Raw genomic sequence first — 21,511 nt, 5'->3', positions numbered from 1 at the left:
CTCCCAGGCGCTCACCGTGAGGCTCAGGCGTCCCGGCGCTTCATCAGCACCGCTCCCGCGAGCATGGCGACGGCCACCCAGGCGAGGTAGACGCCGAACCCGCTCCACGGCCCGAGCGCGCTGTCACTTTGGGGGTTCACCACCAGCATGCCGGCGTTGGTGGTGAAGTAGTCGTTGACGGTCTTGCCCCACTGCCCCGGGAGCACGGACGCGAGCTGGGGCAGGACCAGCATCAGCGCGATGGCCGCCACGATCGCGCCGGGCGTGTGCCGGACGGCCGTGCCGAGCGCCAGCCCGAACAGGCCGCACGCGGTGAGGTAGAGGCCGGTTCCGAACACCGTCCGCACCACGTCGGCCAGGTCGAGGGCGGCCGGCTGGATGACGAGCAGCGCGGCGGCGATCGAGGCCGCCGCGGCGAGCGTGGAGACGGCGAACGACGTCACGGTGAACACCACGACCTTGCCGGTCAGCAGGCGCATCCGCTTGGGCACGGCCATCAGCGAGGTGCGGATCCCGCCCGTGCGGTACTCGCTGGAGATCACCAGCACGCCCAGCGTGGCGATGGACAGCTGCGCGAACATGGTCCCTGCCGTGCCGAGCGCGACGGCCTGGGCGGCGGGGATAGGCCCGTCGGCCGAGCTCTTGGCCGCGACGGAGATCAGGATGGCCAGGCCCAGCATCAGCAGCGCCGTGACGGCCAGCGTCCACACCGTGGAGCGGACCGAGCGGATCTTGGTCCATTCGGACCTGAGGATGTGTGTCATGACGAGAACTCCAGGCTGTCCTTGGTCAGCTCCATGTAGGCCGCTTCGAGCGAGGGCTGCACGAACGTCAGCTCCTCCAGCGGGATCCCGGCCCGCGCGGTGAGCGTGCCGATCTCCAGCGTGTCCATGGCGGTCACCCGCAGGTGATCGGGGTGCAGCTCGCCCACCTTGACCAGCTCGGCCACCTCGGCCAGCCTGGGCGAGCGCACTCGTACGTACCCCTGCGAGCTGCGCCCGATGAACTCGCTCACGCTCGTGTCGGCGATGAGCCGCCCCTTGCCGATCACGATCAGATGGTCGGCGGTCTGGGCCATCTCGCTCATCAGGTGGCTGGAGACGAACACCGTGCGCCCCTCCGCGGCGAGCTTGCGCATGAGCGTGCGGATCCACAGGATGCCGTCCGGGTCGAGCCCGTTGACGGGCTCGTCGAACATCAGGATCTCCGGATCGCCGAGCAGCGCGGCGGCGATGCCCAGCCGCTGCGCCATGCCCAGCGAGAACCCGCCGACCCGTCGCCTGGCCACCGCGCTCAGGCCCACCGTCTCCAGCACCTCACCCACCCGGGCGTCCGGGATGCCGTTGCTCTGGGCGATGGCCAGCAGGTGGTTGCGGGCGCTGCGCCCGCCGTGCACGGCCTTGGCGTCCAGCAGCGCGCCCACCTTGCGCAGCGGGTGCCGCAGCTCCTCGTACGCCTGCCCGTCCACCAGCACCGACCCGCCGGAGGGCCGGTCGAGCCCGAGGACCATTCGCATGGTGGTGGATTTGCCCGCACCGTTCGGCCCGAGGAATCCGGTCACCTGACCGGGCTCGACGTCGAACGACAGATCCGACACCGCGACGGTGCCGCCGTATCGCTTGCTCAGGTTCGTTGCTCGAATCGCGGTCATGCGGTCAAGCGTGCCGTCGCGCGGGCGCGGTTTCTTCCTGCGCGAGGACCGTCTCGTACGAGCCGATCTAGGACCGTGCTCCTACTCTCCAGGTCGGATCAGACCGGGCTCGATCAGCGCCGCCTCGTAGGCGACGATCACGGCCTGGGCCCGGTCCCTGACGCCGATCTTGGCGAACAGGCTCGTGACGTGGTTCTTGACGGTCGAAGGGGAGACGGCCAGCTCGGCGGAGATCTCGGCGTTCGAGCGGCCACGGGCGATCAGCACGAGGATCTGCCGCTCCCGCTCGGTCAGCTCGGCCAGTTCGGCGGGCACCGCCTTGGGGCCAGGCGTGCGGACGAACGTGCCGATCAGCCGGGTCAGCAGGCGCGGCGCGACGGCCGACTCGCCCCGGTGCACCACGCGTACGCCCTCGATCAGCTCCTCGGGGGAGACGTCCTTGGGCAGGAAGCCGTCGGCGCCGGCCCGCAGCGCCGCGACCACGTTCTCGTCCAGGTCGAACGTGCTCAGCGCGAGCACCCGCACCTCCGGCAGCTCGGCGGTGATCAGCTCGGTCGCGCGCACCCCGTCCAGCCCCGGCATGTGCAGGTCCATCAGCACCACGTCGGGCCGCAGCCGCCGGCTCAGGTCCACCGCCTGCGCGCCGTCGCCCGCCTCGCCGACCACGTCCAGGTCGGGTTGCGCGTCGAGCATCAGCCGGAAGCCCTTGCGCACCAGCTGGTGGTCGTCGGCCAGCAGGATCCGGATCATGGCTGCTCCAGGGGAAGACGGGCGTGCACGCGGAAGCCTCCTTCTGGGCGGGGACCGGTGGACAGGTGGCCGCCGCACAGCGCGACCCGCTCGGCCATGCCGCCGAGCCCGAACCCCGGCGGGCCGCCGTCCTTGGCCAGGCCGTCGTCGACCACCTCGACCTCCACGGCCGCGGGCTCGTAGGCCAGGCGGACGCTGGCCCTGGCGCTGACCGCGTGCTTGCGGGTGTTGGTCAGCGCCTCCTGCACGATCCGGTAGACCGCGTGATCCACGGCGGCGGGTAGCTCGACGGGCTCGCCGGTCACGGTCAGGCTGGCGGGCAGCCCCGCGTTCCCGGCCTCGCGCACGAGCGCGGGCAGCCGGTCGGCGCCCACCCCCGTCGCCGCGTCCGGCCCCTCGTCGCTGTCGGCCCTGAGCACGTCCAGCAGGCGGCGCATCTCCGACATGGCCTGGCGGGCGGTCTGCTCGGCGCTCTCCAGCGCCTCGCGGCCGGCCGTCAGCTCCGGCGGGAGCGTCGCCCGCGCGCCGCCGACCAGGGCGTTGATCACGGTGATGTGATGGGCGACCACGTCGTGCAGCTCCCTGGCGATCCGCCGCCGCTCGGCGCGGACCGCGGCCTCGGCGATCTCGCGCCGGCCGCGCTCGTTCAGCTCGGCCCTGAGGCGTACGAGCTGCCCGAGGCCCACGGGCACGCCCACGGAGAACAGCGCCACCACCCAGCCGCCCGTGGCCGGCCTGGCCAGTTCGAGCACCGTCGCGTAGGCGGTGAAGGCGGCGAGGGTGGCGGCCACGGTACGGCGGCCGTTGGTGAAGCGGCCGATGCTGTACAGCGCGACGGCCGCGGGCACGTTGATGCTCTGCGAGACCCCGGTGGCCAGCGCCGTGGCGTCGATCGCCGCCACCAGTGCCATGACGAGGACCGGCCGGGTGCGCCGGACGAGCAGGCACGCCATGCCCGCCAGGTACGACGCCGCGCCCCAGGCGGTGACCGCCTGGCCCATGAGGAGCACGGCGGCCAGGCCGATGACGGCGGGGACGCTGAGCACGATCACCAGCGTCGTGTCGAAGACCCTGGGCCGCTGGAAGAATCGGATGATCCGGATGGGGGCTCGTGCCGGGCGCACGCTAAAACACTAAGCCACGAAATATCAGAATATTCGCCAGGTTTTCGCTCGTTGATCCCGGGCTACAACGGGTTGTCTGCGCTGCGGTAACGTCGGCGCAAGGCGAGGCAGCACGTGGAGGGGTTGGCATGAGCCGGTCGGCACGGGTGATCTGGGACGACGCTCTCACCTCCTATGATTTCGGCCCAAGCCATCCCCTGGCTCCCGTCCGGGTCGAGCTGACCATGGCGCTCGCCCGCGACCTCGGCGTCCTCGACAAGGTCGAGCTGGCCGGCTGCGCGCCCGCCACCGACGACGAGCTGCGCCTGGTGCACGAGCGCGGCTACATCGAGGCCGTGAAGCGGGTCTCCGCCGACGGCCGCCCCGACCTCATGGCGGGGCTCGGCACCACCGACAACCCCGCGTTCAAGGGCGTGCACGACGCCTCCGCGCTCATCGCCGGCGCGTCACTGGCCGCCGCAAGGGCCGTCTGGGAGGGCGCCGCCGAGCACGCGATCAACGTCGCGGGCGGGCTGCACCACGCGATGCCGGCCGCGGCCAGCGGATTCTGCGTCTACAACGACCCCGCGCTGGCCATCGCCTGGCTGCTGGAGCAGGGGGTGGGCCGGATCGCGTACGTGGACGTCGACGTGCACCACGGTGACGGCGTACAGACCGTGTTCTACGACGACCCGCGCGTCCTGACGATCAGCCTGCACGAGAGCCCGCGCACGCTGTTCCCCGGCACCGGCTTCCCCGAGGAGACCGGCGCGGAGGGATCGGCCGTCAACGTGGCGCTCCCGGCCGGTTGCGGCGACTCCGGCTGGCTGCGGGCCTTCCACGCGGTCGTGCCGCCGCTGCTGCGCGAGTTCCGGCCCGAGATCCTGGTGACCCAGCACGGCTGCGACAGCCACGCGCTCGACCCGCTCGCCAACCTGATGCTCAGCGTCGACGGCCAGCGCGCCGCCTACGCGGCCCTGCACCGGCTGGCCCACGAGACGGCCGGCGGGCGCTGGATCGCGACCGGGGGCGGCGGCTACGAGCTCGTGCAGGTGGTGCCCAGAGCGTGGACGCACCTCATCGCCGAGCTGGCGGGCCACCCGATCGATCCGGCCACGCCGACGGGCGAGGGGTGGCGCAGGTTCGTCAGGGAGCGTACGGGCGAGACGCCCCCGCTCACGATGACCGACGGCCGCATTCCGGAATTTCGTGACCTGTCCGGTGGTTATGACCCAGCGGACCCCATTGACCGTGCGGTCATGGCGACCCGGCACGCGGTGTTCCCCCTGCACGGCCTCGATCCCATGCCCTAGCAAGGAAGAAGCTTGTGCTGAGCCGCGATCAACTCCGCGAGCACCTTGTCCACAGCCGCATCGCCGGCGACGTCGCGACCTCGCGCGAGAACAACCTCGACCACTACAGCTCGCTGGCCAACGGCGACGCCTACTACCGGCTGGGGCTGAGCTTCGACCAGCCCTGGTCCTACCGCGACATCCTGGCGCTGATGGTCAAGTCCGCCGGGGTGGTCGCCGACCCGGGCCACCGGTGGGGCCAGGACACCATCGACCCCGACCTGACGATCGACGCGCTCGACGCCATGGCGGAGCGCATCGCGGCCGTGCTGGCGCGGCAGAGCCCGCGCATCCTGTTCGCGACCGGGCACCCGACCGGGCTGCTGGCCGTCCACCTGCCGCTGGCCAGGCTCTGCGCCGAGCGTGGCGCCCGGCTGCTGACGCCGGGGGAGGGCTGGACGTACGCGGGGTCGGGTTTCGGTCGCCCGCGCCGGATCCGCTATCTCCAGGACGTCGCGATGCTCGACGACAAGGGCGGCTTCGTGCACACCCACGACTCCGACCCGATGCGCCACATGCTCGACGAGCTCGACGGGGACCTCCCGGACCTCGTGATCGCCGACCACGGCTGGGCGGGAGCGGCGGGAGAGGCCGGTGTGCAGACGGTGGCGTTCGCCGACTGCAACGACCCCGGGCTCTTCGTCGGAGAGGCGGAAGGCAAAATTGAGGTGGTCGTGCCTCTCGACGACAACGTGCTACCGCGTTATTACGCTCCGTTGACCGAGAGACTGGTCACACTCGTCACACGAGCCCTTTGAGTTCGATTCGGTCATCCGCATACCGTCTTTTCGCGCCTGCATTCCAAGAGGCTCGCTGTCCCTTTGCCAACTTTTGACGGCCCTCCGGCGACTCTTATGTGTGGCAACTTGGACAGTTCCAACGTCCAAGTGCGGTGCTCGGCCCGGCTGCTGGCCAGCGATTTCGCTGGTTCGGCTGACAGGTGGCTCCGTCAACTGAGAAAATAGGGGGTTTGCGCACTCGGAGTCCCGACTTACGCTGACGGCAGTACACGTGCGTGAGCAATGGCACCAGTGGGGATAACCCGGAAACACGTGCGGAAGAGGCGTCCGATGGGTGCAGGCGAAAGACCTCTCAGCGAGGTGAAGTTCCTGACCGTAGCGGAAGTGGCGACGGTCATGAGGGTGTCCAAGATGACGGTGTACCGGCTCGTCCACTCTGGCGAGCTGCCGGCCATCCGAGTCGGCCGGTCGTTCAGGGTGCCTGAGCAGGCGGTACACGACTATCTGCGGGAGGCCTACATCGAGGCAGGTTGAAGTAGCGACATAAGAGCCATGTCGTGAATGCTGTCGCGGGAGAGGCCCGGTCGCCACAGACGCGACCGGGCACTCACCCCCCGGTGGGGCGATCTACCGTGGATCGCCGGTAGTCTGTGACCCGGTGTGCGCTCGCACTCCGATCAGACGTGCTATCAGTACCTGGGGGTCCCGTGGGCTCTGTCATCAAGAAGCGCCGCAAGCGGATGGCTAAGAAGAAGCACCGCAAGCTGCTCAAGAAGACGCGCATCCAGCGGCGTAACAAGAAGTAACCAACGCAGCTGTGAGGCGCTGATGACCCACACCGTGCTTGTCACCGGGGTCTCGCGCCACATAGGCGCCCGGGTGGCGAGCGTTCTGGCGGCGGACCCGGACATCAGCCGCGTTATTGGAGTGGACACCGTGCCGCCCCCCTCGTTGACGCGAGATGGCGGCATCTCTCTCGGCCGGACGGAGTTCGTCCGGGTGGATCTGCGCAGCCCCGACATCGCTCAGGTGATCGCGGCCGCGGACATCGACACCGTTGTGCACATGAGCCTGGTCAGCGCTCCGACGAGGAGCGGTGGCAGGGCGGCCATGAAGGAGCACAACGTCATCGGCACCATGCAGCTGCTCGGTGCCTGCCAGCGGTCGGCGACCGTGCGGCGCGTGGTGGTGCGCTCCACCACCGCCGTCTACGGCTCGTCGCCGAGGGATCCAGCGGTGTTCACTGAAGAGCTGGAGCCGCACGACAGCCCAAGCCACGGCTATGCCAAGGACTCGGTCGAGGTCGAGGGCTACGTGCGGGGCTTCGCGCGCCGTCGTCCTGACGTGACGGTGTCGTTGCTGCGGTTCGCCAACTTCATGGGTCCCGGCGTCGATTCGCCGCTGACGCGTTACTTCACCCAGCCGGTGCTGCCGACCGTGCTCGGCTTCGACCCGAGGCTGCAGTTCGTCCACGAGGACGACGCGGTCGAGGTGCTGCGCCGGATGGCCACCGAAGATCACCCCGGCACGTTCAACGTGGCCGGGGCGGGCGTGTTGCTGCTGTCCCAGTGCGTCAGACGGGCCGGGCGGTTCTCGCTGCCGCTGTTCTCGCCCGCCTTCAAGGTGCTCGGCAACGCCGTGCGCCGGGTCGGGCTGGTCGAATACTCACCCGAGCAGGTCAGGCTGATGTGTTACGGCCGCGCGGTCGACACCGCGAGGCTGGAGGCGTCGCTCGGCTGGAAGCCCAAGTTCACGACCGCGGCCGCCTTCGACGATTTCCTGCGTTCGCGCAGGCTGCAACCGCTCGGAGGTGTGCTGAGTTGAGCGTTCCCGGCGAGGAGCACGCCCGCGTGATTCCCATCAGCGCGGCGCCGTCGTTCCCCGAGCCCGATCCGATGGCCAAGCTGCTGGCGTTCGTCCGCAGGCGGATCACCGGCGACTACGAGGTCGACGAGTTCGGCTACGACGCCGAGCTGACCGACAAGGTGCTCCTGGAGCTGATCAGGCCGATCTACCACCGGTGGTTCAGGGTCGAGACCCTGGAGCTGAAGAACATCCCGGAGGAGGGCGGCGCGCTGGTCGTCGCCAACCACTCGGGCACGCTGCCGGTCGACGCCCTGATGATGCAGGTGGCGCTGCACGACGAGGCCGGACGCCCGCTGCGGCTGCTCGGCGCCGACCTGGTCTACCAGCTTCCGCTGCTCAGCCACCTGTCGCGCAAGACGGGCCACACGCTGGCCTGCCGCGAGGACGCCGACCGGCTGCTGCGCAAGGGCGAGCTCGTCGGGGTGTTCCCCGAGGGGTTCAAGGGCGTCGGCAAGCCCTTCTCCGAGCGCTACAAGCTGCAGCGCTTCGGCCGCGGTGGCTTCGTGGCCTCGGCCATCCGCGCCGGGGTGCCGATCGTGCCGACCGCGATCGTGGGCGCGGAGGAGATCTATCCCAAGATCGGGGATCTGAAGTTCCTGGCCAGGCTGCTGGGGCTGCCCTATCTGCCGATCACCCCGTTCTTCCCGCTGCTCGGCCCGCTCGGGCTGGTGCCGCTGCCGTCCAAGTGGATGATCGAGTTCGGCGAGCCCATCAGGACCGACGAATACGACCCGTCGGCCGCCGACGACCCGATGCTGGTCTTCAACCTCACCGACCACGTACGCGAGGTCATCCAGCAGCTGCTCAACGAGCTGCGGCTGCGCAGAGGGCACGCCTTCCCGCCCTTCCTCTGACTCGTGCAACCGGCGCGGCCGGCTCGGTGTTCTCCAGGCGACCCACCTGTGAACACCGAAGGGAACCCCATGGATCTGCAGCTTTCCGGCCGTGTGGCCATCGTCACCGGCGCGTCCAAGGGCATCGGGCTGGCCGTCGCCCAGACCTTGGCCGAGGAGGGCGCCCACGTCGTGGCGGTCTCCCGTACGCCTACGGGCGAGCTGCCGGGCAAGGCCGTGCACGTACCCGCCGACCTGATGGACCCGCAGGCGCCCGCGCGCGTCGTGGCGCGGGCCGTGGAGGAGTTCGGCGGGGTGGACGTGCTGGTGAACAACGCCGGCGGCCCGCCGCCCGGGGTGACGCTGCCGCGGTTCGGCTTCATGACGCCGGACGACGGGGACTGGCAGGCGATGTTCGAGTTCAACCTGTTCGCGGTCGTCCGCATGATCCGCGCGGCCGTGCCCGTCATGGTCGAGCGGGGCGGCGGCTCGATCGTCAACGTCTCCTCCACCTCCGCCAGGCAGCCGGCCGCGATGAACGTCGACTACGGCGCCGCCAAGTCGGCCCTGAACCACGTCGGCAAGGCCGTCTCCGAGGAGTTCGGCGCGCAGGGCGTACGCGTGAACACGATCTCGCCCGGCCCCGTGCTCACCGACTGGTGGACCAAGGACGGCGGCGCGGCCGACGTCATCGGCGGGATGGCGGGAGCGGCGAAGCAGGACGTCATCGACCAGGTCGCCCCTGGCATGATGAATCTGGTGACCGGCCGCCTCGTACGCCCCCAGGAGATCGCCGACGCGGTGGCGCTGCTGGCCTCCCCGCGCTCGGGCAGCACGACCGGCGCGGACTTCGTCATCGACGGCGGTTTCCTCAAGGAGCTGTAGCCCCTGCCGTGAACCCCTTCGGCGGGTTGTGGAGAGACATCCGTGACCGATCTCCCACAGAAGGGCGGAGATGATCACTCAACCCGCCACCAGGGGTGCGGACTCGGAGCTGGTGAGCGCCTCGTGGACAGAGCCCGAGGCGTTCGCCGAGCTGTTCGACCGCTACTCCGCCATGCTCTACAGGTACGTCTCCAAACGGCTGGGCCCCGAGCCCGCCGAAGACCTCGTCGGCGAGACGTTCCTGGTCGCCTTCTCCCGCAGGAGGAGCTACGACCTGTCCTACCCGGACGCCAGGCCGTGGCTCTTCGGCATCCTCACCAAGCTCGTCTCCAGGCACCACCGCAGGGAGGCGGCCCGCTACCGGGCCCTGCTGCGCGCCCCTGTGGACTCCGACGTGGAGTCCCCGGCCGACCGGGTGGCGGCGGGGGTGAGCGCCCAGGCCGTCCGCGCCGAGCTGGCCGGCGCGCTCGCGGCGCTGCCCGCCAAGGACCGTGACGTGCTGCTGCTGATCGCCTGGGGCGATCTGACGTACGAGGAGGTCGGGCGCGCGCTCGGCATTCCGATCGGAACCGTGCGCTCCCGCCTCAACAGGGGCAGGCGGAAGATCCGGGCCGCGTTCGGCGGCACCAATCCCATGGAGGAGGAGTGACGATGGACGATCTGAAGCTGCTCCGAGACCTCGGAGCGGAGCTGGAGCACGAGCCGCCCGCGACGCTCGTCCGGCAGCGGGACCGCATGCTGCACGGGCGCCCGCCCCACCGGCTGCGGAGCCGGTGGACGGGCTGGTGGACGGCGGGGCTCGTCGCCGCCGCCACGGCCGCCGCCGTCGCCGTGCCCACCGTGCTGATCAGCAACGGCCACCAGGCGGCCCCGTCCGCCGGGAGCCAGGCCGTGGACATGAGCGGCACCAGGAACGTGCTGGTGATCGGCTCGGACACCCGCCAGGGCGAGGGGAACGCCAAGTACGGGGCCTACGAGGCGCGGACCGGCGTGGGCGGGCGGTCAGACACGATCATGATCGTGCACGTGCCCGCCGACCGGAGGAAGGCCACCGCGGTCAGCGTTCCGCGCGACTCGATGGTGAAGATGCCGGCCTGCTCCGCCACCCCGGGCCAGACGAACATGATCAACTCGACCTACCACGACGGTGGCGCCGCCTGCCTGCAGACCGCGCTGGAGACGCTGACGGGGCTGCGCATCCATCACACGGTCGAAGTGGACTTCAGCGGGTTCAAGGGCATGGTCGACGCGCTCGGGGGCGTGGAGGTCACGCTGCCGGCGGCCGTGGACGACAAGGCGGCGAAGCTGAAGCTGCCCGCGGGCAAGAGCACGCTCAACGGTGAGGCCGCGCTCGGGTACGCCCGCCTGCGCCACGTCGGCGACGGCAGCGACCTCGAGCGGATCAAACGGCAGCAGAAGCTCGTGCTGGCGATGCTGAAGAAGGCGCGGAAGACGATCGCCGACCCGGGCAGGCTGGAGTCCTTCCTCGGCGAGATGCGCAAGTCGGTGAAGACGGATCTGACCCTGGAGTCGATGTACGAGCTGGCCACGGGGCTGTCGGAGACCAAGATCAGCTTCGTGTCGGTGCCGAACGGGCCGTCGCCATCGGACCCCAACAGGCTCGTGTGGAAGGAGCCGGCGGCGAGCCGGTTGTTCGACTCGCTGAAATAGGCGCGGGCCCTTCACCGGCCGCGCCCGCAAGCTTCACCGCCCGCAAGCTTCACCGCCCGCAAGCTTCACCGCCCGCGCCCGGGGCTTACTCGGGCGCGGGGCCGCGCCCGCGGGGTCAGGAGTGGCGGCGGTAGTGCTTGCGCAGCGCGATGCCCGCCGCCACGCCGCCAGCCACGGCCCCCACGCCCGCCGCGATCGGCAGGGCGGTCAGCGTGGCCTTGCGCCCGGTGCGGAAGTCCTTGACCGGCCAGTCGTGCTTCCTGGCGTGCTCGCGCAGCTCGCTGTCGGGGTTGATGGCCACCGCGTGCCCGACCAGCGACAGCATCGGCAGGTCGTTGGCCGAGTCGCTGTAGGCCGTGCACCTGGTCAGGTCGAGCCCCTCCCTGCGGGCCAGCGCCCGCACCGCCTCCGCCTTGGCGGGGCCGTGGAGCAGGTCACCGACCAGCCGGCCGGTGTAGACGCCGTTGCTGGTCTCGGCGACCGTGCCGAGCGCGCCGGTCAGGCCGAGCCGCTGCGCGATGACCTTGGCCAGCTCGACGGGCGTGGCGGTGATCAGCCAGACCCGCTGGCCGGAGTCGAGGTGACTCTGCGCCAGGGCCCTGGTGCCGCTCCAGATGCGGTCGGCCATGACCTCGTCGTAGATCTCCTCGCCGAGGCGCACGACGTCGTCGACCTTGGCTCCCGCGACGAACGCCAGCGCGGTCTCCCTGGCCACCGCGATGTGCTCGGGGTTCTCGTTGCCGCGCAGCCGGAACACCGCCTGCCCGACGGCGAACTTGAACAGGTCGGACGTCGTGAACATCCCGCGGGTGGCCAGCCCTCTGGCGAAGTGGTAGATCGAGGCGCCGCGCATCATCGTGTTGTCGACGTCGAAGAACGCCGCGGCCTGCGGGTCCGGCTCGGCCGGCGTGACAGGAGCGATGGTGACCGCCGCCTGCGCCGCGGCCTCGCCGGCGATCTCGGGCTCCGTTTCCTGTCGTCGTCGCATTAGCCGCCACATGGGGTTCAGCTTACTTACCTACTTCGGTGCGACCAGACCTTCGATGTAGTCGAGGTAGCCCTCGGCCTGAGCCAGTTGATCGTCGTTGAGCTCCTGGAGCATGGGCTCCACGGCCTCCTTCTGGTCCCGCGCGAATTTCTTGATCTTCGGCGAGCGCGGCTCGGCCCGCTCCAGCCGGCTGATGCCGGCGCGGGTGGACTCCTCCATGTCCTTCAGCGTCTTGCTGACCAGCGGGCCGTCCTCGGAGGAGCCCAGCAGGCTGGCGACCTCCTTCGCGCGGGTCTTGGCCGAGCCCAGCTCGCGCTCACCGCGTTCGGCGTCGCCGGGGCTGAGCCGGACCAGCGTGCTCTCCGCGGCGCGCTTGAGCGGGTAGAGCGAGTCGCCGGGCACCGACTGGTAGGTGGCGAAGGCCGAGACCATCATTCCCGCCGCCAGCCCGAACGTGGCCAGCTGCGACAGCAGCGGCCGCCTGCGCGGACTGCGGCGGTGCCGGCTGGGCGCGGGCGCAGGGGCCGGCTCCACCGCCTCCTCGGTGAGGGTGGCGGTGAGGAGCTCGGCGCGCAGCCGCTCGCGGAAGGCGGGCTCGGGGCCGCCGCCGAGCGGCAGGCGGCGCAGCTCGGCGAGATGTTCGAGCACGAGCTCCCGCTCCTTGCGCGCGCTACCCATGCCTGCTCCCGGACTGTTCCTTCCGTGACACCTGCCTAACGAGGGGCGGATGGGGGAGGTTACGCCAGGTCGTGCTTGAGCGCCCTGGCCAGCGCGCGAACGGCCCGGAACTGCAGCGCTTTGATCGCTCCACTCTTCTTCCCCATGATCAGCGCGGTTTCCGCGAGCGAGAGGCCGTGCAGGAAACGCAGGACGACACATTCCTGTTGTTCGGGATTGAGATCTCGTACGGCACGTAGGACACGGTCGTTGATGATGGCCGTGACCACGGCGTTCTCCGGAATGTGGGAGCCGTCGAGCGGGACGTCGATCACCTCGCCGGTCGGGATCTCCAGCCGGTAGCGCCCCGACTTGAAGTGGTCGGTCACCAGATTTCGCGCGATCGTCACGAGCCAAGCGCCGAAATCCCGGCCCTGCCAGGTGAAGTCGGCGATCCTGCGCAGCGCCCGCAGGAAGGTCTCGCTGGTGAGGTCCTCGGCGAGCTGATGGGAGCCCACCCGGAAATAGATATAGCGGTAGACCAGGTCCACGTATCGGTCATAGAGCGTGCCAAAGGATTCCGAGCACCCGTTCTTGGCATGCAGCACCAGCGTGCGGACGTCGTCACGGACGTCGTCGGGCACGTCTTCGAGCACGGCAAGCTCGCCCTTCCGGGCAGGTCCAGCGACCGCTGGAGCAAGCAGCCCGGCGAACGGTGACGAGTCAGGCATCCGGTATCCCTAGGGGTAAGGGGTGCGGCGTGCTCGAACACTCTAGAAATCAACCGGAAATTCCACAATCCACAGCTTGAAGGCATGACTAGGCGTAATCGGCGGATACCGTATAGGCGCACACCCCGCCACCTGCGGTGCACCGCTGGACGCGCCACCGAGGATCGACTCGTTCTCCTCTTCGGCTACCGGCCGAGAGGCATCGTCCGGCAGCATTGGAGTCACCATGGAGATCCTCGTTGCTGTCATAGCCCTTGCCGGTGCGCTCCTGGCCGCTCTCGCGGCAGGTGCCCTGATCAGACGACTTCGCGAGGAGCCTGAGGGCTGGTTGGTCGCCTGGATCGTTGCAGCCGTGGCGCTCTGCCTGTCGCTGGGCGTGATCGGCATCGGCTACCTCATGGGGTTCGGGGTCGTCACGTTCAAGGCCTATCAGGTGACGGGGGCGATGCTGGCGCCGCTGTGGCTGGCCGTCGGCCTGGTCCAGCTGCTGGCCGAGAAGGCGCCGCCGAGGTTCCTGGCGTGGCTGTTCGGCATCGCGCTGACCATCGTGGCCGGCACCATCATGATCTTCGACCCGCCCAAGTCGAACGAGATGGGCAAGGCGCTGCCCGCGGGATCGGCCTACTGGCAGATCTTCCCGTCGTACCTGCTGATCGGCGTGCACGCCGCGGCTGCCCTGATCATGCTCGCCATGCTGGTGGTGGCCGCGCTCAAGTGGCGTAACGGCGACGAATACGACACCGACAACCTGCACGCCGCCGTGGTGGTCGTCCCGTCGGGGCTCGCGCTCGTGGGCGCGATGCGGTTCGCGGTGCCGCCGCTGTTCACCACCGCGCTGCTCGCCGTGGCGGGAGCGGCGATCTGGTATACCGTCCTGCGGCCGCTGGCGCCGTACGAGGACGATGACGAGGACGACTTCGACTCCGACCATGGGGAGCGGCCGTCCCGCCGGGACGAGCGCTCTCAGCGCCGCGACGAGCGGGCGCAGCATCGCGAGGAGCGCCCCATGTACCGCGACGAGAAGCCCCAGTCCGCCCCGCCGTCCGGTCCCCAGCCCATTCCCGCCCACCGGGGCATGCCCGAGCCTCTCCCGGCAGCCGACCTCACGCCGGGCGCGCCGCGCAGGACGCCGGGGCTGGGCGATCTGGTGGCCGAATACCGCGCGGGCGACCAGGAGATCGACTACGCCGCCCGGATGGCGCCGCCGCCTGACACCGGCCCGGCGACCGGCTACATCATGAACGGCGCCCCGCCCCAGCGACCCGACTTCCAGCGGCCCGAGCCGCCGCGGGCCGACTACGCCATGCCGGCGACCGGGGCCGTCTATCCGGGCGCCGAGCTGTTCACCCCCGCGCAGCAGCAGCCCGGCTCCAGCAAGATCTCCCCGACCGTCTACGGCATGCTGACCGTCTTCACGATCATGGACGGCGCGGGCGACGCGTTCGACCGGCTGGCCGAGGCGACCGTCGAGGCCGTGCGCAGGGGCGAGCCCGACACGCTCGTGTACGCCTGCCACGCCGTCAAGTCGGCGCCCCTGCAGCGCATCGTCTACGAGCTCTACCGCGACGAGGTGGCCTACCGCGACCACCAGCGCCAGCCGCACGTCGAGCGGTTCGTCAACGAGCGGCAGACGATGGTGCTCGCGACCAACGTGATCGAGCTCACCGTCAACGCCGCGAAGGTGGTGCCGCTCCCCACCGCGATGTTCTGATCCCCCGGGCGCTCTAGTCGCTCAGCGCGGCCCGCAGGCGGCTCTCGTCGACCCGCCAGAAATCATGCTGGACACCGTCGATCAGCGTGACCGGGATCATCTCCCAGTATTTCTCCTTGAGCTCCGCCGAGGAGTCGATGCTGACCTCCTCCCACGGCACGCCCAGCTCGCCCGCGACCTTGGCGATGACCTCGCGCGCGTCCTCACACAAGTGACAGCCGGGCTTGCCGAGCAGGGTGATGCGATGCATAGGGCCACCGTACCCCCGCGACTTTGTGCATCGGTTCACAAAGGGATTAACCTGAAAGACGGTTCGATTCCCGTCACGCGGTCCCCAAGCCGCCCGTTCCCTGGAGCACCGGCACGTGAAGAGCCCGTCCCAGCCCCGTGACCGCGGTATACCCGAGGCGACGGTCGCCAGGCTTCCGCTGTACCTCCGGGCGCTGCACGGGATGGCCGAGCGGGGCATCGCGACCGTCAGTTCGGAAGATCTGGCGGTGGCGGCCGGGGTCAACTCCGCCAAGCTGCGCAAGGATCTGTCGCACCTCGGCTCGTACGGCACTCGCGGCGTAGGCTATGACGTCGAGTACCTCGTCTACCAGATCTCCCGCGAGCTGGGTCTGACGCAAGACTGGGCGGTGGCGATCGTCGGAGTCGGTAACCTCGGGCGCGCGCTGGCCAACTACGGCGGTTTCGTCTCCAGAGGATTCCGGGTCGCGGCGCTCCTCGACGCCGACCCCGAAGTCGTGGGCGACACCATAGCGGGGTTGAATGTTGAGCACATCGACGAACTGGAAGCCGTGATCAAACGGCGTGGAGTCTCGATCGTGGTTCTGGCGACACCGGCGGCAGCGGCGCAGGAAGTGTGCGATCGCGTGATTGCCGTGGGCGTGACCAGCATCCTGAACTTCGCCCCTGTCGTGCTTTCCGTGCCCGACAGCGTTGATGTCCGTAAAGTCGACCTATCAATCGAACTGCAGATTCTCGCGTTCCACGAGCAACGCAAAGCTGGGGGGCCACTCATGGCGGTGGACAGTCAATGAGTGTTCTGGCTATCGGACTCAGCCACCGGACCGCTCCGGTGGCTCTTCTGGAGCGGGTCTCCGTCTCGGGCGACGAGCTCGTCAAGCTGCTGCACGACGTGCAGATGGACGATTCGGTCGCGGAGGCCATAGTGGTCTCGACCTGCAACAGGGTCGAGGTCTACGTCACGGTCGACCGCTTCCACGCCGCCGTCACCGCCATCAGCGGCCTGCTGGGCGTCCACTCCGGCGTCCCCGCCGAGGAGCTCACGCCGCACCTCTACGTGCACTACGAGGAGCGGGCCGTCGAGCACCTCTTCTCGCTGGTGTGCGGCCTCGACTCCATGGTGGTCGGCGAGGGCCAGATCCTCGGGCAGGTCCGCCAGGCGCTCAAGCTGGCGCAGCGCCAGGGCACCGTCGGCGCCACGCTCAACGACCTGGTCCAGCAGGCGCTGCGGGTCGGCAAGCGGGCCCACCACGACACCGGCATCGACAAGGCGGGCGCCTCCCTCGTGAGCGCCGGCCTCGCCCTGGCGGGCGACCTGGCCGGGCGGCGGGCCCTGGTGGTGGGCGCGGGCTCCATGAGCTCGCTGGCCGCCGTCACGCTGGCCCGCGCGGGCGTCACCGACATCGTCGTGGCCAACCGCACCTACGAGCGCGGCGCCCGGCTGGCCGAGTCCGTCGGCGGCCGGGCGGTGGAGTTCGCCGCGGTGGCCGAAGAGCTGAGCGCCGCCGACATCGTCATCACCTGCACAGGCGCGGGCAACCACGTCGTCACTCCGGGTATGCTGACGCGCGGCGCGTTCCTTCTCGACCTGGCGTTGCCGCACGACATCGACCCCGCCGTCCGATCGGTGCCCGGGGTGACGCTGGTCGACCTGGAGACGATCCAGGAGTCCGGCATCGGCTCGCACGAGGGCGACGCGGTCCCGTCCGTGCGCGCGCTGGTCGCCGAGGAGCTGCGCGCCTATCTCGACGCCGAACGGGCCGCCAAGGTCACACCGACCGTGGTGGCGCTGCGCAGCAAGGCGGCGAGCGTGGTCGAGTCGGAGCTGGGCCGCCTGCTGATGCGGATGCCCGACCTCGACGAGCGGGCGAGGGACGAGGTGGCCATGACCGTGCAACGGGTCGTTGACAAACTGCTTCACGAGCCAACTGTGCGTGTCAAGCAGCTCGCCACCTGCCCAGGAGGCGATCATTATGCGGAAGCGCTGCGTGAGCTGTTCAATCTGGATCCGAAGATGCCCGAGGCCGTGAGGGAGGTGGAGCTGTGACGTCCGGGACTCTGCGGCTGGGGACCCGCCGCAGCCTGATGGCGACCACGCAGTCGGGAATGGTGGCCGATTCCTACACCCAGCGCACCGGGCGGGCGATCGAGCTGGTCGGCGTCACGACGTTCGGTGACGTGACCAAGGCGCAGCTCGCACAGCTCGGCGGCACGGGCGTGTTCGTCAGCGCGCTGCGCGACAAGCTCATGGACGACGAGGTCGACTTCGCCGTCCACTCGCTGAAGGACCTGCCGACCAAGCAGGACCCGCGCTTCACCCTGGCCGCCATCCCCGCCCGGCACGACCACCGCGACGCGCTGGTCGGCTCGCACAAGTTCGCCGACCTGGCGCCGGGCGCCAGGGTCGGCACCGGGTCGCCGCGCAGGGTCGCCATGCTCAGCGCGCTGCGGCCCGACCTCGAATACGTCCCGATCCGCGGCAACGCCGACACGCGCATAGGCAAGGTCACCTCGGGTGAGCTCGACGCGGTCGTGCTCGCCTCGGCCGGCCTGACCAGGATCGGCCGCAGCGCCGAGATCGCGCAGATCTTCGAGGTCGAGGAGCTGCTGCCCGCCCCGGGCCAGGGCGCGCTCGCCGTGGAGTGCCGCGCCGACCGCGCTGACCTGGTCGAGTTCCTGGGCGTGCTCGACGATCCTCGCACGCGCTCCGCGGTGACCGCCGAGCGCGCCGTACTGTCCGCTCTGGAAGCGGGGTGCTCCGCTCCGGTGGGTGCTTTCGCGGCCGATGACGGGCACACTCTGAACCTGACCGCTGTGGTCGTCGCGCTCGACGGCCGCGAGGCGGTCCGCAAGTCCGCCGCCGGCTCTCCTTCGGAGGCACTTAACCTGGGCCGTCTCCTAGCGGCCGAGATGATCGCCGAAGGGGCCGACAGATTGATGGGGGAGCATTCCCATTGAGCTCCGATAGCCCGACCTCCGGTTTCGTCGCGTTCGTAGGCGCGGGTCCCGGCGATCCCAACCTGCTCACACTCCGCGCCGCCGAGCTGCTCGGCAAGGCCGACGCGGTGGTGCTCGACGAAGAAACCCACGGCCCGCTGCTGCACCACTGCCGCGAAGGCGTCGAGATCGTCGACGACGGCTTCGCCGGCGCGGTCAAGCGCGCCAAGCGGGGGCAGCTCGTGGTGCGCCTGTGCGAGGGCGACCCCATGCTGTTCTCCTCGATCACCGAGGAGGTCGCGGCCTGCGCCGCGGCGGAGGTGGACTTCGAGATCACGCCCGGCGTGCCGCCCGCGACCGCCGTGCTCGCCTACGCGGGCATCCCGCCGGCGACGGCGGTGCCCGAGTTCAGGATCGTCGACGCCGCGCAGGAGCAGGACTGGGCCTCCCACGCGGCCTGTCCTGGCACGCTGGTCGTCTACAACGGCATCGGCGACGCCGTGTCGATCGGCAAGGCGCTCATCGCCGGCGGCAAGCCCGACACCACGCCCGTCGCGGTCAGCAGCGGCGGCACCACCACCGAGCAGTACACCGTCGTGTCCACGCTCGGCCGGCTCCAGGCCGACCTCAAGCACGCCGGGTTCACCGAGCCCGCGCTGATCGTCGTCGGCGAGGCCGTGGGGCTGCGCGACAAGCTGTCGTGGTTCGAGACCAAGCCGCTGTTCGGCTGGCGGGTGCTGGTGCCGCGTACCAAGGAGCAGTCCCGCAGCCTGTCCGACCAGCTCGTCGCGTACGGCGCGGTGCCCGAGGAGGTGCCGACCATCTCGGTCGAGCCGCCGCGCACGCCGCAGCAGATGGACCGGGCGATCAAGGGCCTGGTCACCGGCCGCTACGAGTGGGTGGCCTTCACCAGCGCGAACGCGGTCAAGGCCGTCCGCGAGAAGTTCGAGGAATACGGCCTGGACGCCCGCGCCTTCGCCGGGCTCAAGGTGGCCGCCGTGGGCGACGCGACCGCGCGGGCCCTGGTCGAGTTCGGCGTCAAGCCGGACCTGCTGCCTTCCGGCGAGCAGTCATCCGAGGGGCTCGTGGCCGAGTGGCCGCCCTACGACTCGATGCTCGACCCGATCAACCGGGTCCTGCTGCCGCGGGCCGACATCTCCACCGACACGCTGGTGGCCGGGCTCACCGAGCTGGGCTGGGAGTGCGACGACGTCACCGCGTACCGCACCGTGCGGGCCGCGCCGCCACCCGCGCCGATCCGCGAGGCGATCAAGGGCGGCGGCTTCGACGCCGTGCTCTTCACCTCCTCCTCCACCGTGCGCAACCTGGTGGGCATCGCGGGCAAGCCACACAACGTCACCGTGATCGCGGTCATCGGGCCGCAGACGGCCAAGACGGCCGAGGAGTTCGGGCTCCGGGTCGACGTCATGGCCGACAAGCCATCCGCATCCGCCCTGGCCGCGGCGGTGGCCGAGTTCGGAGCCAAGCAGCGCCAGGCGGCCCTGGCCGCGGGCGACTCCCCGCGCCGGCCCTCACAGAACCGCCGGGGCGCCAGAAGGAGAGGCAAATGAGCGCGCAATATCCGGTCGCCCGCCCCCGGCGGCTGCGCCGAGGTCCCGCCCTGCGGCGGATGATGGCGGGCACCAGGCTGCACCCCGCGGACCTGATCCTGCCCATGTTCGTCAAGGAAGGCATCACCGAGCCGCAGCCGGTGGCCTCCATGCCTGGGGTGGTCCAGCACACCCGCGACTCGCTGCGCAAGGCCGCCCACGAGGCGGCGGAGGCCGGCGTGGGCGGGCTGATCCTGTTCGGCATCCCCGAGGTCAAGGACGCCCGCGGCTCGGCGGCCGACGATCCCCACGGGATACTCCAGGTGGCGCTGCGCGACGTGAACGCCGAGGTCGGCGACTCCATCGTGGTGATGGCCGACACCTGCCTCGACGAGTTCACCGACAACGGGCACTGCGGGATCCTGACGCCGTCCGGTGACGTGGACAACGACGCCACGCTGGAGCGCTACGCGTCGATCGCGCTGGCCCAGGTCGAGGCCGGGTCGCAGATGGTGGCGCCGAGCGGGATGATGGACGGCCAGGTGGGCGCGATCCGCGCGGCCCTCGACGGTGCCGGTCACGGCAACGTGCCGATCCTGGCCTACACCGCCAAATACGCCTCCGCCTTCTACGGGCCCTTCCGCGAGGCCGCCGAGTGCGCGCCGCAGTTCGGCGACCGCAGCACCCATCAGCAGGACCCCGCGGGGCCGCTGGAGGAGGCGCTGCGCGAGGTCCGGCTGGACCTGGCGGAAGGCGCCGACGCGGTCATGGTCAAGCCCGCGCTGGCCTACCTCGACATCATCGCGAGCTTCCGCGCCGAGGTGGACGTGCCGGTGGCCGCCTACCAGGTGAGCGGCGAGTACGCGATGATCGAGGCCGCCGCCGCCAACGGCTGGGTGGACAGGGAGCGGATGATCACCGAGTCGCTGGTCGCGATCAAGCGGGCCGGGGCGGACCTGATCCTGACGTACTGGGCCACGGAAGTGGCGCGACGGCTCTAACCAAGGGGTTTCCCGTCAACTCCTGTGGCCTGTGCGTTAGAGTGCGATAACAAGTGCTGGTGTGTCCCGCGGGTGCGTAGCGCAGACTCCGCGGTGAGCCGCTGAACGCGGCCCGCCCCACGGCCCGAGGCCGGGATCTCCTCAGGCACTTGGACTCGACGGGAGACACCATGGTGGGGGTACCACTGGTTCGGCGTACCAGAAAGCGGTCGCGGCCGACACGAATCGGCTCCGTGCTCGAATACGCCGGCCTGGGGTGGCCCGTCGTGCCTGGGGCCTACCCGCTGCTCCAGGGGCCGCGCGCGTGCTCCTGCGACCGGGTCGGCTGTCCCGACCCCGGCGCCCATCCGCTGTCCCCCGCCTGGCACATGCAGGCCACGACGGACGCCGCCCTGCTCACGCGCTGGTGGCAGGCCGAGCCCGAGGCCAACGTGATCCTGCCCACCGGACGCGTGTTCGACGTCTTCGACGTACCGCTCGCCGCCGGGCTGTCCGCACTCACCCGGATCGACGCCGCGCAAGCGCACCCAGGCCCGGTCGCCGCCAACGGCGACCGGGTCCTGTTCTATGTGGCCACGCGCGGCAACCCGGAGGACGAGGACGAGTGGTGGACGTGCCAGCTCGACTGCGATCCCGCGACCATCGACGACACGCCGGGGCTGCGGTGGCACTGCCGCGACAGCTATGTCCTCGCGCCGCCCTCGTCCCTTCCGACGGGCCAGCCCGTCTCCTGGCTCCGGCCGCCGGACGGCCGCCCGCTGCCCGACCCGCTGCGCATCCTGGAATGGCTCGCCGACTGACTCACCCTCCTCGTGCCCGATCCGGGGAGCGGTCCC

General features: G+C 70.3%; 24 protein-coding genes. 16 read left to right on the top strand and 8 right to left on the bottom strand.

Annotated elements, in window-relative coordinates; translation table 11 throughout:
• Positions 1-23 precede the first annotated feature (23 nt).
• From ETD85_RS03035 to ETD85_RS03020, 4 genes are all read right to left on the bottom strand, one after another.
• A complete protein-coding gene (locus tag ETD85_RS03035; RefSeq protein WP_138688029.1) occupies positions 24-764 on the bottom strand; it encodes an ABC transporter permease in 741 nt (246 codons plus the stop codon).
• Positions 761-1,651, bottom strand: coding sequence for an ABC transporter ATP-binding protein (locus ETD85_RS03030; RefSeq protein ID WP_138688028.1), 891 nt, complete (start codon positions 1,649-1,651; stop codon positions 761-763). The genes ETD85_RS03035 and ETD85_RS03030 overlap by 4 nt, the downstream gene beginning before the upstream one ends.
• An 81-nt stretch (positions 1,652-1,732) precedes the next feature.
• On the bottom strand, positions 1,733-2,401 hold the full coding sequence (locus ETD85_RS03025) for a response regulator (protein ID WP_138688027.1): 669 nt from the start codon (positions 2,399-2,401) through the stop codon (positions 1,733-1,735).
• A complete protein-coding gene (locus tag ETD85_RS03020; RefSeq protein WP_138688026.1) occupies positions 2,398-3,525 on the bottom strand; it encodes a sensor histidine kinase in 1,128 nt (375 codons plus the stop codon). Before ETD85_RS03020 ends, ETD85_RS03025 begins: the two co-directional genes overlap by 4 nt.
• A 128-nt stretch (positions 3,526-3,653) precedes the next feature.
• Between ETD85_RS03020 and ETD85_RS03015 the strand changes: the two genes are divergently transcribed.
• From ETD85_RS03015 to ETD85_RS02975, 9 genes are all read left to right on the top strand, one after another.
• Positions 3,654-4,817, top strand: coding sequence for an acetoin utilization protein AcuC (locus ETD85_RS03015; protein WP_138688025.1), 1,164 nt, complete (start codon positions 3,654-3,656; stop codon positions 4,815-4,817).
• 14 nt (positions 4,818-4,831) lie between these two features.
• Positions 4,832-5,614, top strand: coding sequence for a phosphatase (locus ETD85_RS03010; RefSeq protein ID WP_138688024.1), 783 nt, complete (start codon positions 4,832-4,834; stop codon positions 5,612-5,614).
• Positions 5,615-5,926: 312 nt separating this feature from the next.
• Positions 5,927-6,130, top strand: a complete 204-nt coding sequence (locus tag ETD85_RS03005) for a helix-turn-helix domain-containing protein (RefSeq protein WP_026214222.1) — start codon at positions 5,927-5,929, stop codon at positions 6,128-6,130.
• A 173-nt stretch (positions 6,131-6,303) separates the two neighbouring features.
• Positions 6,304-6,402, top strand: coding sequence for a 30S ribosomal protein bS22 (locus tag ETD85_RS03000; protein ID WP_018654693.1), 99 nt, complete (start codon positions 6,304-6,306; stop codon positions 6,400-6,402).
• 22 nt (positions 6,403-6,424) lie between these two features.
• Complete coding sequence (locus ETD85_RS02995; protein WP_138688023.1) at positions 6,425-7,420, top strand: NAD-dependent epimerase/dehydratase family protein; 996 nt, start codon at positions 6,425-6,427, stop codon at positions 7,418-7,420.
• Positions 7,417-8,316, top strand: a complete 900-nt coding sequence (locus ETD85_RS02990) for a lysophospholipid acyltransferase family protein (RefSeq protein ID WP_379507139.1) — start codon at positions 7,417-7,419, stop codon at positions 8,314-8,316. Before ETD85_RS02995 ends, ETD85_RS02990 begins: the two co-directional genes overlap by 4 nt.
• A 69-nt stretch (positions 8,317-8,385) precedes the next feature.
• Positions 8,386-9,180: an SDR family NAD(P)-dependent oxidoreductase gene (locus ETD85_RS02985; protein WP_138688022.1), complete on the top strand. Its 795-nt coding sequence runs from the start codon at positions 8,386-8,388 to the stop codon at positions 9,178-9,180.
• Between the two features lie 70 nt (positions 9,181-9,250).
• The gene (locus ETD85_RS02980) at positions 9,251-9,829 is read left to right on the top strand and encodes an RNA polymerase sigma factor (RefSeq protein ID WP_138688021.1); all 579 of its coding nucleotides are present in this window, start codon (positions 9,251-9,253) and stop codon (positions 9,827-9,829) included.
• A gap of 2 nt (positions 9,830-9,831) precedes the next feature.
• The gene (locus tag ETD85_RS02975) at positions 9,832-10,851 is read left to right on the top strand and encodes an LCP family protein (RefSeq protein ID WP_138688020.1); all 1,020 of its coding nucleotides are present in this window, start codon (positions 9,832-9,834) and stop codon (positions 10,849-10,851) included.
• A gap of 115 nt (positions 10,852-10,966) precedes the next feature.
• Here ETD85_RS02975 and ETD85_RS02970 read toward each other — a convergent pair whose 3' ends face one another.
• From ETD85_RS02970 to ETD85_RS02960, 3 genes are read right to left on the bottom strand one after another with little or no spacing between them, the layout of a single operon-like run.
• Positions 10,967-11,839: an HAD family hydrolase gene (locus tag ETD85_RS02970; RefSeq protein ID WP_206058051.1), complete on the bottom strand. Its 873-nt coding sequence runs from the start codon at positions 11,837-11,839 to the stop codon at positions 10,967-10,969.
• Between the two features lie 30 nt (positions 11,840-11,869).
• Positions 11,870-12,517, bottom strand: coding sequence for a DUF5667 domain-containing protein (locus ETD85_RS02965; RefSeq protein WP_138688018.1), 648 nt, complete (start codon positions 12,515-12,517; stop codon positions 11,870-11,872).
• A 59-nt stretch (positions 12,518-12,576) separates the two neighbouring features.
• A complete protein-coding gene (locus ETD85_RS02960; protein ID WP_138688017.1) occupies positions 12,577-13,227 on the bottom strand; it encodes a sigma-70 family RNA polymerase sigma factor in 651 nt (216 codons plus the stop codon).
• 226 nt (positions 13,228-13,453) lie between these two features.
• Between ETD85_RS02960 and ETD85_RS02955 the strand changes: the two genes are divergently transcribed.
• The gene (locus ETD85_RS02955; protein WP_138688016.1) at positions 13,454-14,938 is read left to right on the top strand and encodes an antibiotic biosynthesis monooxygenase; all 1,485 of its coding nucleotides are present in this window, start codon (positions 13,454-13,456) and stop codon (positions 14,936-14,938) included.
• A gap of 13 nt (positions 14,939-14,951) precedes the next feature.
• Here the strand turns inward: ETD85_RS02955 and ETD85_RS02950 are convergent, their stop codons facing one another.
• Complete coding sequence (locus ETD85_RS02950) at positions 14,952-15,188, bottom strand: glutaredoxin family protein (protein WP_138688015.1); 237 nt, start codon at positions 15,186-15,188, stop codon at positions 14,952-14,954.
• Positions 15,189-15,303: 115 nt separating this feature from the next.
• Here ETD85_RS02950 and ETD85_RS02945 point away from each other — a divergent pair, with 115 nt between their 5' ends.
• From ETD85_RS02945 to ETD85_RS02920, 6 genes are all read left to right on the top strand, one after another.
• Positions 15,304-15,981 carry a redox-sensing transcriptional repressor Rex gene (locus tag ETD85_RS02945; protein WP_138688014.1) on the top strand — a complete coding sequence of 226 codons (678 nt, stop codon included), beginning with the start codon at positions 15,304-15,306 and terminating at the stop codon, positions 15,979-15,981.
• Complete coding sequence (locus tag ETD85_RS02940; protein WP_138688013.1) at positions 15,978-17,234, top strand: glutamyl-tRNA reductase; 1,257 nt, start codon at positions 15,978-15,980, stop codon at positions 17,232-17,234. The genes ETD85_RS02945 and ETD85_RS02940 overlap by 4 nt, the downstream gene beginning before the upstream one ends.
• A complete protein-coding gene (hemC, locus tag ETD85_RS02935; protein ID WP_138688012.1) occupies positions 17,231-18,145 on the top strand; it encodes a hydroxymethylbilane synthase in 915 nt (304 codons plus the stop codon). Before ETD85_RS02940 ends, hemC begins: the two co-directional genes overlap by 4 nt.
• Positions 18,142-19,695 carry a bifunctional uroporphyrinogen-III C-methyltransferase/uroporphyrinogen-III synthase gene (locus ETD85_RS02930; protein ID WP_138688011.1) on the top strand — a complete coding sequence of 518 codons (1,554 nt, stop codon included), beginning with the start codon at positions 18,142-18,144 and terminating at the stop codon, positions 19,693-19,695. Before hemC ends, ETD85_RS02930 begins: the two co-directional genes overlap by 4 nt.
• Positions 19,692-20,675, top strand: a complete 984-nt coding sequence (gene hemB / locus ETD85_RS02925; RefSeq protein ID WP_138688010.1) for a porphobilinogen synthase — start codon at positions 19,692-19,694, stop codon at positions 20,673-20,675. Before ETD85_RS02930 ends, hemB begins: the two co-directional genes overlap by 4 nt.
• A 170-nt stretch (positions 20,676-20,845) precedes the next feature.
• Entirely contained in the window at positions 20,846-21,475 is a 630-nt protein-coding gene (locus ETD85_RS02920; RefSeq protein WP_138688009.1) for a bifunctional DNA primase/polymerase, read from the top strand.
• Positions 21,476-21,511 lie beyond the last annotated feature (36 nt).

This window comes from Nonomuraea zeae (assembly GCF_005889725.1).
Classification (GTDB): Bacteria; Actinomycetota; Actinomycetes; order Streptosporangiales; family Streptosporangiaceae; genus Nonomuraea; species Nonomuraea zeae.
This window is presented reverse-complemented; position numbering and strand designations above follow the sequence as displayed.

Excerpts from the sequence above, each read along its gene's own strand:
- ETD85_RS03035 (WP_138688029.1), bottom strand. The coding sequence starts at position 764 with ATGACACACATCCTCAGGTCCGAATGGACCAAGATCCGCTCGGTCCGC.
- ETD85_RS03030 (WP_138688028.1), bottom strand. The coding sequence starts at position 1,651 with ATGACCGCGATTCGAGCAACGAACCTGAGCAAGCGATACGGCGGCACC.
- ETD85_RS03025 (WP_138688027.1), bottom strand. The coding sequence starts at position 2,401 with ATGATCCGGATCCTGCTGGCCGACGACCACCAGCTGGTGCGCAAGGGC.
- ETD85_RS03015 (WP_138688025.1), top strand. The coding sequence starts at position 3,654 with ATGAGCCGGTCGGCACGGGTGATCTGGGACGACGCTCTCACCTCCTAT.
- ETD85_RS03005 (WP_026214222.1), top strand. The coding sequence starts at position 5,927 with ATGGGTGCAGGCGAAAGACCTCTCAGCGAGGTGAAGTTCCTGACCGTA.
- ETD85_RS02995 (WP_138688023.1), top strand. The coding sequence starts at position 6,425 with ATGACCCACACCGTGCTTGTCACCGGGGTCTCGCGCCACATAGGCGCC.
- ETD85_RS02985 (WP_138688022.1), top strand. The coding sequence starts at position 8,386 with ATGGATCTGCAGCTTTCCGGCCGTGTGGCCATCGTCACCGGCGCGTCC.
- ETD85_RS02980 (WP_138688021.1), top strand. The coding sequence starts at position 9,251 with ATGATCACTCAACCCGCCACCAGGGGTGCGGACTCGGAGCTGGTGAGC.
- ETD85_RS02975 (WP_138688020.1), top strand. The coding sequence starts at position 9,832 with ATGGACGATCTGAAGCTGCTCCGAGACCTCGGAGCGGAGCTGGAGCAC.
- ETD85_RS02970 (WP_206058051.1), bottom strand. The coding sequence starts at position 11,839 with ATGCGACGACGACAGGAAACGGAGCCCGAGATCGCCGGCGAGGCCGCG.
- ETD85_RS02965 (WP_138688018.1), bottom strand. The coding sequence starts at position 12,517 with ATGGGTAGCGCGCGCAAGGAGCGGGAGCTCGTGCTCGAACATCTCGCC.
- ETD85_RS02960 (WP_138688017.1), bottom strand. The coding sequence starts at position 13,227 with ATGCCTGACTCGTCACCGTTCGCCGGGCTGCTTGCTCCAGCGGTCGCT.
- ETD85_RS02955 (WP_138688016.1), top strand. The coding sequence starts at position 13,454 with ATGGAGATCCTCGTTGCTGTCATAGCCCTTGCCGGTGCGCTCCTGGCC.
- ETD85_RS02950 (WP_138688015.1), bottom strand. The coding sequence starts at position 15,188 with ATGCATCGCATCACCCTGCTCGGCAAGCCCGGCTGTCACTTGTGTGAG.
- ETD85_RS02940 (WP_138688013.1), top strand. The coding sequence starts at position 15,978 with ATGAGTGTTCTGGCTATCGGACTCAGCCACCGGACCGCTCCGGTGGCT.
- hemB (WP_138688010.1), top strand. The coding sequence starts at position 19,692 with ATGAGCGCGCAATATCCGGTCGCCCGCCCCCGGCGGCTGCGCCGAGGT.
- ETD85_RS02920 (WP_138688009.1), top strand. The coding sequence starts at position 20,846 with ATGGTGGGGGTACCACTGGTTCGGCGTACCAGAAAGCGGTCGCGGCCG.